The organism is Lacipirellula parvula (assembly GCF_009177095.1).
In the GTDB taxonomy this organism is placed as follows: Bacteria; Planctomycetota; Planctomycetia; order Pirellulales; family Lacipirellulaceae; genus Lacipirellula; species Lacipirellula parvula.
In genome coordinates this window covers 4,326,297-4,342,731 of sequence record NZ_AP021861.1, presented here as the reverse complement: position 1 = coordinate 4,342,731, position 16,435 = coordinate 4,326,297, and the positions used below count along the sequence as shown (strand labels likewise).

General features: G+C 54.2%; 13 protein-coding genes. 6 read left to right on the top strand and 7 right to left on the bottom strand.

Features of this window, described 5'->3' with window-relative positions:
- Positions 1 to 1,251 precede the first annotated feature (1,251 nt).
- The 3 genes from PLANPX_RS16980 to PLANPX_RS16970 are packed head-to-tail and all read left to right on the top strand — an operon-like array spanning position 1,252 to position 2,483.
- Positions 1,252 to 1,842, top strand: a complete 591-nt coding sequence (locus PLANPX_RS16980) for a hypothetical protein (protein ID WP_152099883.1) — start codon at positions 1,252 to 1,254, stop codon at positions 1,840 to 1,842.
- Positions 1,843 to 1,863: 21 nt separating this feature from the next.
- Positions 1,864 to 2,229, top strand: coding sequence for a hypothetical protein (locus PLANPX_RS16975; protein WP_152099882.1), 366 nt, complete (start codon positions 1,864 to 1,866; stop codon positions 2,227 to 2,229).
- The gene (locus tag PLANPX_RS16970; protein ID WP_152099881.1) at positions 2,226 to 2,483 is read left to right on the top strand and encodes a hypothetical protein; all 258 of its coding nucleotides are present in this window, start codon (positions 2,226 to 2,228) and stop codon (positions 2,481 to 2,483) included. Before PLANPX_RS16975 ends, PLANPX_RS16970 begins: the two co-directional genes overlap by 4 nt.
- Here the strand turns inward: PLANPX_RS16970 and PLANPX_RS16965 are convergent.
- A complete protein-coding gene (locus PLANPX_RS16965) occupies positions 2,462 to 2,785 on the bottom strand; it encodes a hypothetical protein (RefSeq protein WP_152099880.1) in 324 nt (107 codons plus the stop codon). The two genes, PLANPX_RS16970 and PLANPX_RS16965, sit on opposite strands and share 22 nt — an antisense overlap.
- Positions 2,786 to 3,068: 283 nt before the next feature.
- Complete coding sequence (locus PLANPX_RS16960; protein ID WP_152099879.1) at positions 3,069 to 4,505, bottom strand: replication initiator protein A; 1,437 nt, start codon at positions 4,503 to 4,505, stop codon at positions 3,069 to 3,071.
- Between the two features lie 664 nt (positions 4,506 to 5,169).
- Here PLANPX_RS16960 and PLANPX_RS16955 point away from each other — a divergent pair.
- Positions 5,170 to 5,844 (top strand): ParA family protein, encoded by a 675-nt coding sequence (locus PLANPX_RS16955; RefSeq protein ID WP_152099878.1) that lies wholly within the window; start codon positions 5,170 to 5,172, stop codon positions 5,842 to 5,844.
- A gap of 402 nt (positions 5,845 to 6,246) precedes the next feature.
- On the opposite strand, the gene PLANPX_RS16950 is transcribed toward PLANPX_RS16955, so the two are convergent.
- Both PLANPX_RS16950 and PLANPX_RS16945 read right to left on the bottom strand, forming a co-directional pair.
- Positions 6,247 to 7,182, bottom strand: coding sequence for a hypothetical protein (locus PLANPX_RS16950; protein ID WP_152099877.1), 936 nt, complete (start codon positions 7,180 to 7,182; stop codon positions 6,247 to 6,249).
- Between the two features lie 108 nt (positions 7,183 to 7,290).
- Complete coding sequence (locus PLANPX_RS16945; protein WP_152099876.1) at positions 7,291 to 8,334, bottom strand: DUF3800 domain-containing protein; 1,044 nt, start codon at positions 8,332 to 8,334, stop codon at positions 7,291 to 7,293.
- Between the two features lie 426 nt (positions 8,335 to 8,760).
- On the opposite strand from PLANPX_RS16945, the gene PLANPX_RS16940 reads away from it, so the two are divergent.
- Positions 8,761 to 9,519 carry a nuclease-related domain-containing protein gene (locus PLANPX_RS16940; protein ID WP_152099875.1) on the top strand — a complete coding sequence of 253 codons (759 nt, stop codon included), beginning with the start codon at positions 8,761 to 8,763 and terminating at the stop codon, positions 9,517 to 9,519.
- Positions 9,520 to 9,658: 139 nt separating this feature from the next.
- Here the strand turns inward: PLANPX_RS16940 and PLANPX_RS16935 are convergent, their stop codons facing one another.
- Positions 9,659 to 10,930 (bottom strand): tyrosine-type recombinase/integrase, encoded by a 1,272-nt coding sequence (locus tag PLANPX_RS16935; RefSeq protein WP_152099874.1) that lies wholly within the window; start codon positions 10,928 to 10,930, stop codon positions 9,659 to 9,661.
- 556 nt (positions 10,931 to 11,486) lie between these two features.
- Here PLANPX_RS16935 and PLANPX_RS16930 point away from each other — a divergent pair.
- A complete protein-coding gene (locus PLANPX_RS16930) occupies positions 11,487 to 11,891 on the top strand; it encodes a DUF2171 domain-containing protein (protein ID WP_152099873.1) in 405 nt (134 codons plus the stop codon).
- A gap of 209 nt (positions 11,892 to 12,100) precedes the next feature.
- Here the strand turns inward: PLANPX_RS16930 and PLANPX_RS16925 are convergent, their stop codons facing one another.
- Complete coding sequence (locus PLANPX_RS16925) at positions 12,101 to 13,300, bottom strand: acetate/propionate family kinase (protein ID WP_152099872.1); 1,200 nt, start codon at positions 13,298 to 13,300, stop codon at positions 12,101 to 12,103.
- A 33-nt stretch (positions 13,301 to 13,333) separates the two neighbouring features.
- Entirely contained in the window at positions 13,334 to 15,700 is a 2,367-nt protein-coding gene (locus tag PLANPX_RS16920) for a phosphoketolase (protein WP_152101910.1), read from the bottom strand.
- Between the last annotated feature and the right edge of the window lie 735 nt (positions 15,701 to 16,435).

The following is a 16,435-nucleotide window of genomic DNA, read 5'->3' as shown; positions in this document are numbered from 1 at the left end:
CGGGTCATGACTGCCTTGCCATGACCGCCAGTCGGTTCCACCGACTGACAGCTCGAGACCTTCGTCTCGACCACCGCCTGGACCTCTCGCACGCTCCCGCGTGCTTGAGCCTCCGGCTCTCTACTTGCGACCCGCTCCCTCGCCGTCGAATTTGAAGCACCAAGGCGACGAGCCTTGGCACCGGTTACCAACCGGCCTCGACGGCGATTCCTACGTTAGTCAGTACCTTCATGTTTCGAATCTCGTGGGTGAGAGGTGTGACCCTCATGGCGAACGATTCTAGGTGCGGCCGCCAGGCCGTCCTACTTTCCACCTGGCACTTTCGTGCCCGGCGATTTCCGGGGTACGAGTCTAGAAGCTCCCCCTACCGTGTGAATCATCCACTTGTCCCCCTCGGCCCTTCGCTATCGCGAGTGACCGAGAATCTCGGCAATCGACTTTCGAAACATTTACCGGCAAGCGGTTACCCGCCTTTCATCGTTGAGCTTTTCACGTCACCAGACTTACTGGTGTACTCGAAGGACGTCACTCCCCCGACACGGCCTCTTGCGAGGCTCGTGGCTCCCGACGCCGGACAACGTTGAACGCCCCTTCCTAGAGGAAGCGAACCCCGCGTGTGGATTTGGCTGCAACAATGCAGCCGCACCGACTTTGAATACTGACGGCTCTGACCAGAACTTCTGTCAGAGAATTTCCGTATCGCCCCGCATCGGGGCGAGAAAAGAACATTGAACTATAGGATAGAATGATGAGATTACTTCGAGCGTCATCGCTGCCATACAAAGGCAGCGAGCGATTTCGAGATTACTTCATCAAGCCTCCTTCGCACTGAGCGAGCATGTCTCCATGCACTCAGCGCTACCGGCAGAACGCGTGAGGGATGGTAAATCCCCTCTCCTTGGCCTGGTTGGTGACCAGGCTAAACGGATGCGTTCTCCAGACGGATAACTGCTGCCAAAGCGTTTACGAACATCGACAGTCGGGAAAACCTATCCTGGTTTCCCTGAGTGTCCGTATAACACGCAAACTGCCCCTAATCAAATCCTCCCAGGCAGTCGCTTCTCCGGCTAGTCAAACCTTCTTCGGCTCTGTTTTGATTGTGCCGCAGCGGTCAAGGTCCGCTCGTCGGAGCGCACCGGGAAGTCTCGCTGCTGCTTTGCTGCGCAAAGGCTCCACCTTGACTCGCCGCGGATGGCGGCACGCAGAGCCGATTCTCGGTTCATTTAACGTATAAATAATGTGGAGGAATTAATGAGCATTACTGTGAAAGAAAAGGAGCATTGGAAAGAACGTATCGCGCAAAAGATTGAGCGAGCCATCACCGAGCTGCTTGAAAAGAGCGACCCGCGGTACATGGAGCAAGTCTCGCTCCAGGCGCGTGAGAAAGCTATCGAGGCGCTTGGGGGAACGCAACTCTTGAGCGATCTCAACGCACTTAGTGAGCAGGAAGACGCCGTCCAAAAGGAGATCGAGAACACGCAGCAAAAGCTTGCCGACTTGGCAAAGCGAGCAGGCATCAAAGCTGTAGCCCGCTACTACGGTTCTCGCGACAACATCGAGACGTGGGAGAAAGCTGTGGCAACGCGACAAGCGATTTCTGAAAGGGAACTGCTGTCCAAAGACGCTCTGGGCCAACAGGTTCTCAAGCTTCGCGGCGAGCAAGAAGCGCTCCTGGATACGGTTTGGCTGAGTACTTCACCTCTCCAGATTCGGGAACTATGGAAGAACGTTACCGAGCTAGTCTCTGGCGAATTGCCCGAACTGCAGAAGAAAGTTCTTTCGACGTCGCCTCCGAGCGGACACGCCAAGGGGACGAGTGACCAGTCCGGTTCTCGCGACTAGTTCGCACAGGCTCATTCGCCGATGCAGGTCGACGACGCCTCGCGTCAACTTGTCGGCGGTGAGCCTTTCGACAATTTCCACACGGTATCGCGCCGGAATTCACTGAATCATCTTCGACGACACAGGATTCTTTCCGATCTGGATGACAACCGATTCCTTGCATCTGCTTTGTTTTTCAAGTTCCCGTCGAGAGGCATCACGCTCGGAGCTGCTCTGCAAAGTTCGCGGCCAGACCTTGCGGAACTGTCACTCTCTTTGCCGGTCGAGGCAGCGCGGCGTTTATTGATGCCGCAGCGACTGTCACTCCTCCAACGCAGGCAATTTGCATTTCATCCGCCGGGTGCGGAAACGCAATTTACCTTTAACTTATGGAGAAAAGAAAAATGAAAAAGCAAAGCAGCAAGACAACGAACAAACCCGTTCACACCGTCCGCATCGGAGCTGTGTCGGCGAGCGTGTTTCTCAATGATGGGAAGGACGGCGCGAAGTTCCCGTCGGCAATCATCCGCCGGTCTTACAAGACCGAGGGCGGTTTCAAAGACTCGTCGAGCTACGGCGGACGACATCTTAATGAGTTGGCGGCAGTCGTCTCGGGTCTTCAGGCTTGGTTCGCAGCCAACTACCCTGATACCGGCAAGTAAGCCGGTCGGCGGGCGGGGCGCTTCGTCCTCGCCCGCTTTTTCTTATCTTCGCTGGTGGATGCAAGAAGCGTCAGCTTCGGAGCTTCTGGAATTATCGGGCATTCGTCGACAGCATCAGACTGAGCAACTCGCAACACGGCTTCGGCGGCGGCGAGTTTTTCCCGCACATCGTGAGTTACGATGGATGCCATTCCCAACATCCGGCAGGCATCGGCATGGAATCCCGCGAGAGCGAGAGCCTTGGCAATGGTTCGGAGGTCGGCTTCCGACCGCGACAGCAATTCCGGCAGTGTCTTTTCCATAGTCAGGAAGCCACGTTGGTCAATTGAGATACGTGTTCCCAATTTAGTAGCTGGGCGCCAGCAATGTTAGTACCTAATGCCACATTCATTTTGTGGAAATGATGCTTTGTCGACTTTTGCGACAAGAACACCCCAAGACGAATCGGACCAACAAAGGAAGATTTTGGGACTGTGAGGGAATCGGGGATTTTAGAGCTTTCCTTCTCGCGACCTACCATCATTTAGGGCCCCGGTAGGGTGACACCCCAAACGATAATAGGCCGACGAAGGAAGAAAAAAGTGGCTATGCAGCGGACTTTTCTGCTTTGCACTGAGTGGAAAGAAATTGCCTAGCGCCTCGCTCCAATACCATGCGGCGGTAGACCGAGAAGGCAGAGCTCTTCGCTTGTTTGGACCTTAGGTAGCCTTCCGCAAGAGTTGCTCCGACATGCTCAAGCATCGTCTCTTCGAGGTGGGCGAGTTCAGTGGGCGTTAATGCCATGAGGTAAGCATCGACTGCCGATTGATCAGGCGCCGCCTTCTCAATGGGCGAACTATTTTTTGGTGTCTCGGTGAGGACAACAGGCTTCGTTTGCAGTTGCTTCTTGGGCGGAGCATACCCTTCTCGAATCGACTTGACCAAGTACCCAGCCGGATTTCGGATCGAATCGCGGTCTTTCTTTTCAAGCAAGCGGTCGAGCACCTCCATCTGCATCTCGATCAACTCGGCCGGAAACTCTCGCACAAGTTCAGCCGCGACGGATGGCGTCACGCCGCGATCCGCTAGTCTCTTAATCAATTGAGATTCTTCTTTGCCGAGTAGCTCAACTTGCGGAACTGATTTCTTGATGAAGACAATCTTCCATTGGCCGCGACTGATCTTCACGTATCGTTGTGCTATCGGCATCGCTTCGAGGAAACCCACCGCTTCCAATTCATCGATCGCTGGCTGAAGTCGACGCTTCAGTTGCCCCGTGTCGTAGTTGCGGCTGACGCCAATGTGCTCGCAGGCAAACTCTGCGAGATCGAACTCCCAACGGGACTTGTGATAGAACCGCTTGTCTAGAAAACGGTACATCCGTTTCGACGCGGCGTATTCAAGCTGTCGAAAGAGCCCGAGGTCGATCGCCTTCAAGTATCCTGACTTGAAACTGCGAAAGACAACTTCGTTCCAGGCGAATGAGGAAAGTGGCGGCTCAGAGTTGCTGCTGCGTAAGCGCTTCAACCTTCGTTCCTGGTCGTAGAGCGTGACTTGCTCCAGGATGTGAAAGTTTTCGTCAACCCATGTTTGCTCGTCTTTATCCCACCATGCCTTGTCGTAGTAGAGCGTAACGCCAAGCCAGCGCTTGAGCGACTTCTCCAGGCGATCGTAACTCCGACCTTCATGGCGCCAACCCAAGATTTGGATGAGTTGGTAGCGACTGAAGTTCACTTTTCGTTCGGTGAAGCGATTTTGCTTCGTAAGTTGAATGAGCCCGAGGATCACTTCGTCATCGAGTGAAGTCGGCAGTCCGAACTTGTCGGACGCTGAGATTGTGAGCCGCCGCGTGATCATTTCTGATCGACCAGAATCGAAAATGCGATCTTCGAAGACGAGCGTTTTTTGATTGTCGGGAACGCGGTCGGCGATTGCCGCCAGCGGGAATTCAGCGAGATTCAGTTCATCACGTCCATCATCGAGGTCGAATGGCAGCGGCGACTTGGCGACTAGTGATTCAGTGCGATGAGCATCTTCCATCATTTCTTTTAAAAGCAAGCAGCAACAGTCCTCTGTTGTTGCAAGTTATTTAAAGTTATTAACACAAGAGTTACACCCTTGAAAAGCCTTTTTTTATCCAACACTTACGCTCGTTTTTTCTGTCTCATTTCACCTTAGAGCGAGAAGATTCCCTGTCTCGTTTCCCTTCAGTCCCTGCTTCATTTCACGCTAGTTCCCTGTTTCATTTCCCTCTAGCCAGTGGAGATTCCCTGTCTCGATTCACCGTAGCTCCCTGTCTCACTTCACCGTAGTGTGCCCAAACGTCCATTGCCTGAGTTTGTAGGCAATTCCTGTCTCGCTTCACTCTAGTTGGCTGGATCAGACGATCACGCGGCGGTGAAACCCTGCTCCATTTCCCTGCACCTCACAAGGGATTTCTGCACGCCTTCCCTCTAAGGGATTGACGTACGTTTTCGGCAAGTCTTAATGATGATCTAACGCCGGAGATGAGTCGGAGATTGATTCAATGCAAGCATGCTTGCTGACTTTCTTGCTGACTTGCCGTATTTAAAGTCGTGATTACTGCATCGTTCATGCGCAGTTGTGAAGCATCCTGAATGGTCAGCTTGGATGCCTGGAAGAAATAAAGCATCGCAGCAAAAAAACATGCTTGTCAGTCAGGATGTTTTCGCGCTAGGGTCGAAACATGATGATCGTTTGCGCAAATTCCAAAGGCGGCGTGGGCAAGAGCACCCTCGCGACGCACCTTGCCGTGTGGCTCTTCGACCTTGGCTTTCAAACGGCGTTACTCGACACCGACAAACAGCGTTCGAGTTCGCAATGGATCGTCGAAGCGGAGCCCAAAATCACGGTTCGCGTCGCTGACACTCCTGAGGAATGCCTTGTAAACGTCCAAGAACTCGTTTCTAGCCACGATTTCTTGATAGGGGACGCTCCAGGTGGGCTGGAAGATTTGAGTCGTACCTTGCTCATCCTCGCGGATCTGGCCATTTTCCCGATTTCGCCTTCGATTCTCGATGTGAGGTCGGTCGCTGGGGCGACCACGGTCCTTCGATACGCCCAGGGAATCAACGGCGGCAAACCCGACGGACGCCTTGTGCTCAACAAGATGAAGACCCGGGACACGATTAGCCAAGAACTGAAGGAGGGCGCTCCGCAGCTTGGACTTCAGGTCGCTCAGCACGTCGTTCGCGATTTGCAAGCGTATCGCGATGCGGCGCAACAAGGGACGGTGGTGGCAAGGTTTGGCCGCAAAGGTGCGCAGGCAGCCGCCGATCTCGACGGACTATTTCGCGAACTTGTGGGAGATATCGTAGCAGTGAAACAACATGCAGGGAGGCAGAGCGTAGGCAATGGCTGAGAGAAGATCAATTGGAGCGGCGATGGAAATGACGCCGGAGAAGAGGGCGTTCATTAGTGGGCAATCGAAGCCGCCAGGGGTTTCAATGACGCCGGTTCCGGCAAAGGATGCTTCCAACCAAACGATAGACCTTTCGCCTTCGAGCGAGAATGGAGAAGCTGATAAAGGCTCGTCACCGCGGCCACAACGGCGGAATAGGCGCTCCACTCATGAGGCGCCAAGTTCCACTCAGGTTCTCGATCAGATGCTTGTGCCGGTGACGATTAGGCTCCCACGCCGGACTGCTCAGGCGCTGAGACGAGCTCACTTAGAACAGAGATTGAAAGACGCCAAGCCTGATACACAGCAAGAAATTGCCGAGGAAGCGCTCGCTGACTGGCTAGCTAAATATGGCTATCTCGATTAATTCGAATCAACGGCTGCCAGTTGGACCAAATGAGTTTGTTGCGAGATTGTTTGATCTCCCAGATATGCCTTATACCTATCAAGGGCCTCCGAAGAGGGAGTTGGCGAGAGGCAAGGCGGCAAAGCTACGGAAATCAGTTTGCCGTTAATTCGAAAAAGGCAACTGATCGCAAATTGGAAACTCTCGCTTGTATTCTCGCCGGTCGTATGAACGAGCACCGTGCCATCTTCTAGCGTATCGGGGATCGCTTCACCCGTGTTAGCGACTGACCAGCACCCGTTGAAGGCCTGGAAATAACCTCTCGCTTCTGCCGGGGGGGCTCCATCTTGGTAGAACTTCGCAAGTGCGACGCGAACTTCATTACTTAAGGGATTGAAGACAAAAGAGTACCCCAGTCTTTGAAATAGCGCCAAATAAGCGGATTTGAGTAGGCAGCCTTCGATTACGCCGTCGGGTATGAAGGTTGAACCGCTCACTCGCATTGGTTGGATATCTGATGGGATGAGCTTTGGCTCTCTCAAAAATGGTGTGGCGACGAGATTTCTGTTTCCATCGAAAACACCGGCCTGCTGAAATCTTTGCTGAGCTCTCCTGTCAGAGAAGAATAACTCAACTTGTTCGCCTTGCGGGGTGGTAAGTTGCCAATTTCGAACTCGTCGAAGAAGTTCTTGCGGAGTGGTCATCGGAAGATTCAGCAGGTCGATCAGCAGCGGCTCAATCGTTCTTCCGAAATACCCATCGACGTCTTTGCGCTGAATGACTGTTTTGCGTGAGGCAGTGTGCAGAGCTGCATTCAACACGTGGCCGTTGGAGAGTTCTGCGTTCTCATCATCGCGGAGCGTGATTGGGCAAACGAACCTCTGTACTGCCTTGCCTGTGACTGCCGTATAGTTGGCGACAAACCACGCTAACTCTTGCGCATTGATGGCCATCACTATCTCCTGTGGACTAGAATGTGCGACAAATCGCATCTCTGGAATGGCGTCTCGCCAGGCTCTTAAGCAGAAAGGCACCGCCCTCGCAAGCCTGATCTGCTTGGGTCAGTCAATCACACGCCCGATGAAATCGATCATTTGCGCCGTTTCTGTGTTGGCGAAGCGATCGCGGATGTCAGTGCAGTCGCTGCTCGGAAACATGAACATGAAGTTATCGTCCGAATACAGTTCGAGCACCGAAGTGCTGTAATCGCTTTGAGCAGCCGCATCAAAAAGCGATTTTGCCACTGTGTGCACGCCGCCTGCCAATAAGTCTGCAAGTTGCAGGGAGGTCGAGGCTTTCGAGTCTGCCTCAACAATCTGTTTTAGTTGGAGCGGAAAGGAAATGCTGGCTACATCCGAGATGCGAAAGTCGGCGACATCGGTGTGCATCATGCTGACGATTGCATCATGATACTTTCGCATCGCGGGCGATGCGTCATGCGTCAATGTATATTCACCTCCGGAGCGAGATTCCAGCTGGCTCACTAAGCCGAATAGCAACGAGGATGCGACGTTGGTACTTGTATTTGGGCTTGATATCTCACGTCGAAATTCGGGGTGATTGTCCGCTACCGGTGTCAAAAGATCGCCAAGATGTTCGTTGCTTCTGAGCGTGCGTGCATGGCTACAGAGGGCGTCAATGTCAACCGACTCCTTGGTTGCAGATGCTCTGATATAGAGACGCATCAAGGATTCGAACTCCTGGGCGCCAAAAATCGTTGGCCCAGTTCGGCACAGAACGCTTGCCATCGCGTGGTTGAATCCGTCCTTATAAAAGTCAAATCCTCTCGCGCAAAAAGAGGGCTCGATGCAATCATCCAGGAACTTCAAGACGCAGAGGTACTGCTTGTCCGCTACAAACGAGATTCCACGATGAGTCTGAAGGCATTCTCGCTGTACTGCCAGCATTGCCGACCAATTCTGCGAGCGCCTAGTGAGCGTCTGGTGCTTCAACTCGGGGGACTGCAAGCTAGGGAAGTATTGGGCTTTTAAGGCTTTCGCGTCGTCTTCGCTGATGAATAGTGCTGACAGCACAAGGAATCGTTGTTCCTTGTTCAGGAGGTCGCGTCCGGTGTAGCCCGATTCGTCAAGAAAGGCCTGCTGCATAGCTGCGCCTCGTCGTTGACCTGTATGGAAGTAATAGGGATTAGGCGGGAGGGCTCGAGTGTCGTTTGGGCAGAGCAAGGCCAGTTGCAAAAGTATCGGTCAGGTTTCGGCAATAATAGGCATAAATATGCTGAAGTTGGGTTGTTTGGCGGTGGCCTTAATGGGCTTGGTTCAGTTCGATTGTCGCGATCCGATTAACTGTTGAAATCGCATAGGGCTTTCATACTAAGCTCCCATCCGATAACTCGCTTCAGCATTCGTGCGGTGCCTTGGATAGTCACTGCCATGCAACTATCATCGCTACAGTGGCGATGCATTGGGGATTGTGGTCGTCTCTGGGTGAAATCGCCGAGCGGAATAATCTCCCAAACTACCCCGTCGTTTGGTTGAATGATTGCAGACCTGCACACACGTAAGGAATGACTGGTGAAAGACCCTATTCGCGATACGCCACTACGAGATCCGGGCCAGTCACTGAGGGAATCGCTTGATGATTTGCTGTTGGATGTTGCGTACCCATGGTTTATGACGGCAATTTTGGCTGCCGTGACCGCTGGGATGGAATGGTGGCGGTGGTGGTTCGTCTCCCCGCCAGTTCCAAAAACATTGACCTTCATCGCCGTCGTTATCGTTGGCATCGCGTCGTGGAAATGGCGCTCTGTCAAAGCTGAGGCGAGACTTATCAAAACCGGTCTCAAGGGAGAACGCTCAACAGGGCAGTTGTTGCAGAGCGAGTTGCTGCCCGTGGGCTACGAAGTCTTTCACGATTGTTGTTTCGATGGTTTCAATGTTGATCATGTGGCAATTGGTCCGGGCGGCGTTTTTGCTATCGAAACTAAAACTCGTTCCAAGCCGCTTGGTGACGCTCGCGTCACTTACGACGGTCAGCGGGTGCTAGTCAACGGGATGGAACCGGACCGAGACCCAGTAGTCCAGGCACGCGCGGGAGCATCGCGTATCCGAGACGTATTGACGGAATACGCCGGATTTGAAACGGAAGTGCGCGGCGTAGTCCTCTTTCCCGGGTGGTATGTTGAGTCGAAAGGCAAGGCTCAAACGTGGGTTCTGAACCCGAAGGCTTTCATCTCTTGGGCTCAGAAGGAACCTCAGCGGCTGACGCCAGAACAGGTCCGCGTGCTCGCATTCGGTTTGGCACGCTACATTCGAAGCACTTTGGATGCGTGAAGGGCGATCGCCAATTCAAGCGATGTATCGCTGGTCTGAAGGCTGCCGGTGTTTGTCTACGCAATCACTGGTGATGAATGAGCGTGGCGCAGTACAAGACTCACTGACTTGTATCGCTCAGCAGTCGCTGAGGTGACTGTCACGATGCGGCAGAAAACACCAGAGCAATGGCAGCCTGCTCATGGTTGGGCAGCATGTGTCGATAACGCTGAACCATTTCTTCCGTCTGGTGGCCAACCCAACTATTAATGATTCGCTGATCAATGCCAGCTGCGGCTGCATTGCTGCAGAATGAGTGGCGAAAAACGTGCCAACCTCTCAGCTTAGTCCATTTGGTATCGCTTAGTGTTTGCTTAAAGTAGTCGTGCGCGGTATCGGCATCGAGCGGCTGGGGAGCGACCATTCGGTGTCCGCGAGTTGCCGACGCCTGATGCCAGAATGTCGAACCTGTCCCCGGGTGCGACGACACGAGACTCTTCATAGCGTCGCGGAGCGGTGGAGACATCGGAACGCGGCGAGTCGTTACTTTATCGTGCGATCTCTTCCGCTCGTGAATCGTGATGACGTTTTCTACAAAATCAATATCCGTCAGTTTCGAGCGAATCATCTCCGATCGTCTGGCGCCGGTGTGGGCCGCAAACATAAACATGGGGTATACCGCCGGTTGCTTGCCAAAGGCCTTGACTCTTTCCAAGAGCTCGTTGATTTCGCGTGTCGATAGAAAGGCGCATTCCCAAAGTTCGGCAGCCTCGGCGACAGATGCATTGAGTACGCGTTTCTGAACTTCAGCAAACGTCATGAAAGGCAATTTCTCTTCGCCTTTCGGATACTTCAGCCCCCTCGAAGGAAACTCCTTTTCAATCAATTCGTGCTGGCGGCCCCAATTCCAGACGGTTCGTAGCGTGACGATGGCTTTCTTAATCGTCGTAGATTTGACTCGGCGGCCGTGAAGACCTTTGTCTTTTGATCGCTCTTTGATGTAGCCTTGGAGCTGCGAAAGGGTGAGTGACTGAATGAACAGAGTTTTTCCAAAATGCTTTTCAAGCTGCCTTTGGTGAATCTTCATCCCGGCAATTGTTGACTTCTCCAAGCTCCCTTCGGGAAGATTGGTCCAAAATCGTTCTAAGAGACTAGCCAGCGTCAGTCCAGTAGGAGCAGGTGTCTGCGATGGAACGGCTACTGAGAAAGCGATCGAATGAGTGCGACCGTCGGCCAGCAGGAATCCGGCTAGGTCGCCATGATCAGGCGCTTGCAACGTGCCGAGCTGCAGGCGATGGAGATTGTCTTCCAGGCGAGCCAACGCTGCTTGGGCAGCTTTCTCACTTTTGGTTTCGAGCGAACGAGCGTACTTGATGCCAGCATAGCGGAAGACGACACGGTAAGCGCTTCCGCGTTTTTCGAGCGATGCCATGATGCGATTTTCCTCGCGAGTTGCGAGAAGACCATCGACGCATCGCAATGCAAAAGCAATCCTGTCCCCAGATTGTCCCCAGTGGTCGTTCGGACCACTGAGGACGACTTGCAGTTATTTGTTGCAAGTCGTTGGGACAAAAGAAGTACCGGAGGCCGGACTTGAACCGGCACGCCCTTGCGGGCACTGGATTTTGAGTCTAACAACTGCCATCCTGATTGTACCGGACCGGTAGGTGGACACTTCGCGGATGACTCGCAAATGCACGGCTAATTCGTCCAATAACGCCTGTGCTAAATCCGGACGATATCCAGAGGATGCATTGGCGGATCTGCGTCAGATTTGCGTCAGCTTATCGCGGCCTACCAAGCGAAAGCTTCGTTACCGAACGAACCACCTAACTTCGCCTTCTCGCCTTGTGGTCGCGCTCCAATCACCTCCCCCACGCCCGGTTTCTGTAACCCGCAACGGTATGACAGTTGCACCGTATGTGAGGTGTGGATGTCTACACAGGATGCAGCGGAACCGCCGCTTAACTTATTTTAAGGAGACGATCATGGCCGGCACAGTGAAGAATGGCGTTGCCGACGCAGGGAATGCAGTCGCAAATGCTGCGAAAGACGTTAGTAAAAGGATCGCGACTGGTGCAGAGGATGCAGTCGACTTCGTTAAGGAGAAGACAGGAATGAGTGGTCCGGGTGAGGGAACTGATCGTGGAGTCGGTGCGATCACAGACCACATGGATGTCATTGCGTCCTGCGGAAAGAAGATGGGCGTTGTAGATCATGTCGAAGGTGGAGCAATCAAGCTCACGAAGAATGACAGCCCTGATGGCCAACATCATTTCGTTCCTGTAGCTTGGGTTGAGCGGGTCGATCGTCACGTTCACCTTTCGAAGAACTCGAAAGAGACGGAACAGAATTGGAAGTTAGATGCTGCGTCCTGCGGTTGTGGAAACTAACCGCGAATAATCGCGTTGTCGTAACCTCAATTGGCCCGGTCAATTTCTGGCCGGGCCTCTTTCGTTGGTCGCTTTACAGCCGCGTTCCTAAAAGACGGCGTGCTCGTTATTTGATTCTCGCTCCAAGCGCGGGCTCTTTTGAAGGGGCACGTCAGGCGTGATCGAGACTGGACTGTACAACCTCACGAAAGCAGAAGCGCCGTGTTTGCTCAGCCAATGGCGTTGATCACATCCCTCGCAATCATCAGTTCCTCGTCTGTGGCAATGACTCTCACATTCACGGGAAGAACGCCGCTTGATATTAGATCGGCATTGTCCCTGTTTGACGTCGCGTCCAATTCAATGCCCAGGAATCGAAGCTCTGTACAGATCTGAAATCGAACCTCTGCCGCGCGCTCACCGATTCCTCCGGCAAAGACGAGCGTATCAAGTCCTCCCATTGCCGCAGCGTACGCGCCAATATACTTGCGGACATGGTAGCAAAATATTGCCACTGCCTCCCCTGCCCTCGCGTCCTCATGTTCGCGTTCCAGAAGTAGCTCCATGTCGCCAGAAGTCTCGGAGACGCCGAGAAGTCCTGACTCTAGGTGGACTATGCGATTAAATTCTTGAACCGTCATGCCCGCAGCTCGCAGGAGGTATTCAATCAATCCGGGATCGATGTCTCCCGATCGGGTGCTCATGGGAATGCCGGCGGCAGGTGTGAACGCCATGCTGGTGTCGATGGGTTTGCCATCTCGCACCGCCGCCAAGCTTGCGCCGTTCCCCAAGTGCGCAAGGACGATTCGGCCCCGTGATTCCCCGTAATCTAATCGCGCTAAATGGTCCATCAGGTAGGCGTAGGAAAGCCCGTGAAATCCATAGCGCCGGATGCCGAGTGCGTCGAGTCGCCGCGGCAGCGGTAGCCGTCGCGCGACCGCTGGAAGATCGTGATGGAAGGCTGTGTCAAAACAAGCGACATGAGGGATACCTGACAGCCGTCGTTGCAGCGATTCGATCACCTGCAACTCGGACGGCAAATGCTCTGGGTCGTAGATTTCAAGCTGGCGGATATCGTCCAGCAACTCTGGCGTGATCACCTCCGACGCCGAATGGTTAGGCCCGCCATGAACAAGACGGTGACCGACGCCAATTAGAGAGGAAGCGCATATCCTCTCCTGTACGCGATACATGATCGCAGCAAGTGCGTCATCGTGAGAGCTGGCGAGCACTGCTTCTGAGCGAGACGCCTCACCGCCGACCATAAAGGTGATTTGAGTGTCACGCGCGCCAATTCGCTCGACCTTGGCCGATGCAACTCGAACGGGAGGTGAATTCGCCTTAAATACGGCGACCTTGAGACTCGAAGAACCAGCGTTGACGGCAAGGATCAAATTGTGCTTGCCCGATGGAGATAATGGTTGGGACACGTTCGAATCCTTCGGCTCGCTATGGATCGAGGCTTAGCTTAGGTCCCACTTCCAATTCAGAATCTCGGGCATGTCTTCGCCCTGCTCATTGATGTACTGTCGATGCTCAAAGAGCTTGTCTCGGAGGGCCTGCTTCAGGTGCGCTCCCCGCGAACCAAGCTGGGGCAATCGATCGATGACGTCAGTCGCTAAGTGAAAACGATCTAAGTCATTCAGCACTGCCATATCGAACGGAGTCGTGATCGTCCCTTCTTCTTTATAGCCGCGAACGTGCAAATTAGCGTGATTCGTACGACGGTAGGTCAGTCGGTGGATCAGCCACGGATATCCGTGGAATGCGAAGATCACGTGCTTGTTCTTCGTGAAGAGCGTATCAAAGTCATAATCGCTCAAACCATGAGGATGTTCGCTCGCAGGTTGGAGCTTCATGAGGTCGACGACATTGACGACGCGAATCTTGAGTTCGGGCAATGATTGTCGTAGATACTGGACAGCCGCGAGCGTTTCGAGCGTCGGCACGTCCCCGGCGCAGGCCATCACTACGTCAGGCTCACCATCCTGGTCGTTGCTGGCCCACTCCCACATCCCGATTCCTGCGGAACAATGTGCGACAGCGGCGTCGATGCCAAGCCATTGCGGAGCCGGATGCTTGCCTGCGACGACGACGTTGACGTAGTGCGTGCTACGCAAGCAATGGTCCATCACCGAGAGAAGGCTGTTTGCATCCGGCGGCAAGTAGACGCGAACAATTTCGGCTTTTTTGTTAGCGACGTGGTCGATGAACCCGGGATCTTGATGCGTAAACCCGTTGTGATCCTGGCGCCAGACGTGCGAGGCGAGCAGATAGTTCAGAGAGGCGATTGGCCGCCGCCAGGGGATGTCGCGCGTTACCTTCAACCATTTGGCATGCTGGTTGAACATCGAGTCGACGATGTGAATGAAGGCCTCGTATGAGTTAAGTAGTCCGTGCCGACCAGTCAACAAATAACCCTCTAGCCATCCCTCGCACTGGTGCTCGCTGAGCATCTCGATCACTCGACCTTCGGCGGCCAGATGCTCGTCATTCGCTTCGATGGGGGCGAGCCACTGCTTTGAAGTAGCCTCGAAGACGGCGGAAAGCCGGTTCGACGCAGTTTCATCGGGGGAGAAGATGCGAAAATTGCGTTGCGACTGATTTAGTTTGATTACATCCCTTAGAAATTGCCCAAGCACCTGCGTATCTGACCGATCGACGGAGCCGGGCGACGCAAAGCTAACGCCATACTCGCGGAAGTCGGGCATCCGCAGCGCCTTCAAGAGGATCCCGCCGTTGGCATGGGGATTGGCCCCCATTCTCCGCTCACCGTGAGGCGCCAATTCGGCCAACTCGGCGACAAGACAGCCCGATTCGTTGAACAACTCGTCCGGTCGATAACTCTTCATCCATGCTTCTAGGAGCGGTATATGACTGGGCGTCTCGGGCCCTTCGGTAAGCGGCACTTGGTGGGATCGACAGGTCCCTTCGATCTGGACGCCGTCGACTACCTTGGGACCTGTCCAACCTTTGGGAGATCGCAAGATGATCATCGGCCACACCGGCACGCCTGAAAAACCATGGGTTCGCGCCGCGTGCTGAATTTCCTTAATCCTGCCAACGACAGTATCAAGCGTGGTTGCCATGAGGAGATGCATCGCCTCCGGATCGTCGCCCTCAACGAAAAACGGCTCGTAGCCGTATCCCCTCATTAACTCCGCCAACTGATCAGATCCGATTCGAGCCAGCACGGTGGGATTGGCGATCTTGAAACCGTTAAGATGCAAGATCGGCAAGACGGCCCCATCAGACGCGGGGTTGAGGAATTTGTTGGAGTGCCAGGCAGTGGCCAGCGGGCCAGTCTCTGCCTCGCCATCGCCAATTACGCAGGCCACGATCAACTCTGGATTGTCGAACACGGCTCCAAACGCATGGCTCAGCGAGTAGCCCAACTCGCCTCCTTCGTGGATCGATCCCGGAGTTTCGGGAGCCACGTGACTAGGAATGCCGCCAGGAAACGAGAATTGTTTGAATAACTTCGCCATTCCCGCCTCATCCTGAGTCACGTCAGGATAAAACTCTGAATAGGTACCCTCTAAATAAGTGTTGGCGACCAGCGCAGGCCCGCCATGTCCCGGGCCTGAAATGTAGATCATGTTCAGATCGTACTTCTTGATCACCCGGTTGAGATGGACGTATATAAAGTTCTGCCCGGGCGTTGTTCCCCAATGGCCAAGCAGTCGCGCTTTGATATGCTTGAGCGCCAGCGGCTCACGCAATAGCGGGTTACTGCGCAGATAAATTTGGCCCACCGAAAGGTAATTTGCGGCGCGCCAGTAGGCGTCCAACTTAAGCAGTAGCTCGTTGGTAGGACCGTCGCATCCCATGGCCGGTTTCCTTTCGCCGTCGAGTCGGGGCACATTCGTTGACGTTCTGGCAACGACCATCAATTCAATCTGGCCGCTCGCAGTTAAAGTTTCTGGATCGGCTGCACTCCGAAGCTGAACAGCGCCCCAGACACAAATCAACCGTGTGTGAGAAGAATCGAACCGATCCCTTTCCCGCAGGCAGCCAGGCACCGGAGTGACGTTCGAAGCCCAGGATCAGATCGGCGGAGCGATAGTTGGTAAAACCCGCCTGAAGGATCTGCGGTCCGCAACGTGTGATGCATATGACACGCTTATCGCTTGGTCTCACCACAGCAATGTGCCCGGGAAGTCTGGCGTCTGAGTTCTTGACTACGGCGACGACGAGCATACCAGAATTTGCTCGTTTCTGTGCATCAAGCGGTCCCTTCACAGACTTCCAGCCTGCTTGTCGACCGCTAGGGCTCGACAGCCAATCAAATTGAGCATCGGCCAAAAGGACGTGCGAGTGCTCAGGCGGGCGAAGGAGATAAACTCCAAAGTGGCTAGCGACCGCAGCGGCGAAAGCGCTGCAATGGGTTTCAGCTGCCGTCCGGGGCGCCCGGCGCTTCTCAAGAGGGCCAGTTATTGGCTCGCCCGAGCGCCAAGCGATTCGCAAGTCGCTTCGTAACCACCGATGTTCGACATCAAGTTGATCGAGCGCGGCCGTGAGCGAGCGCCCCGCCGGAGTTATAAGAACCCAGGACGCCTCCGACA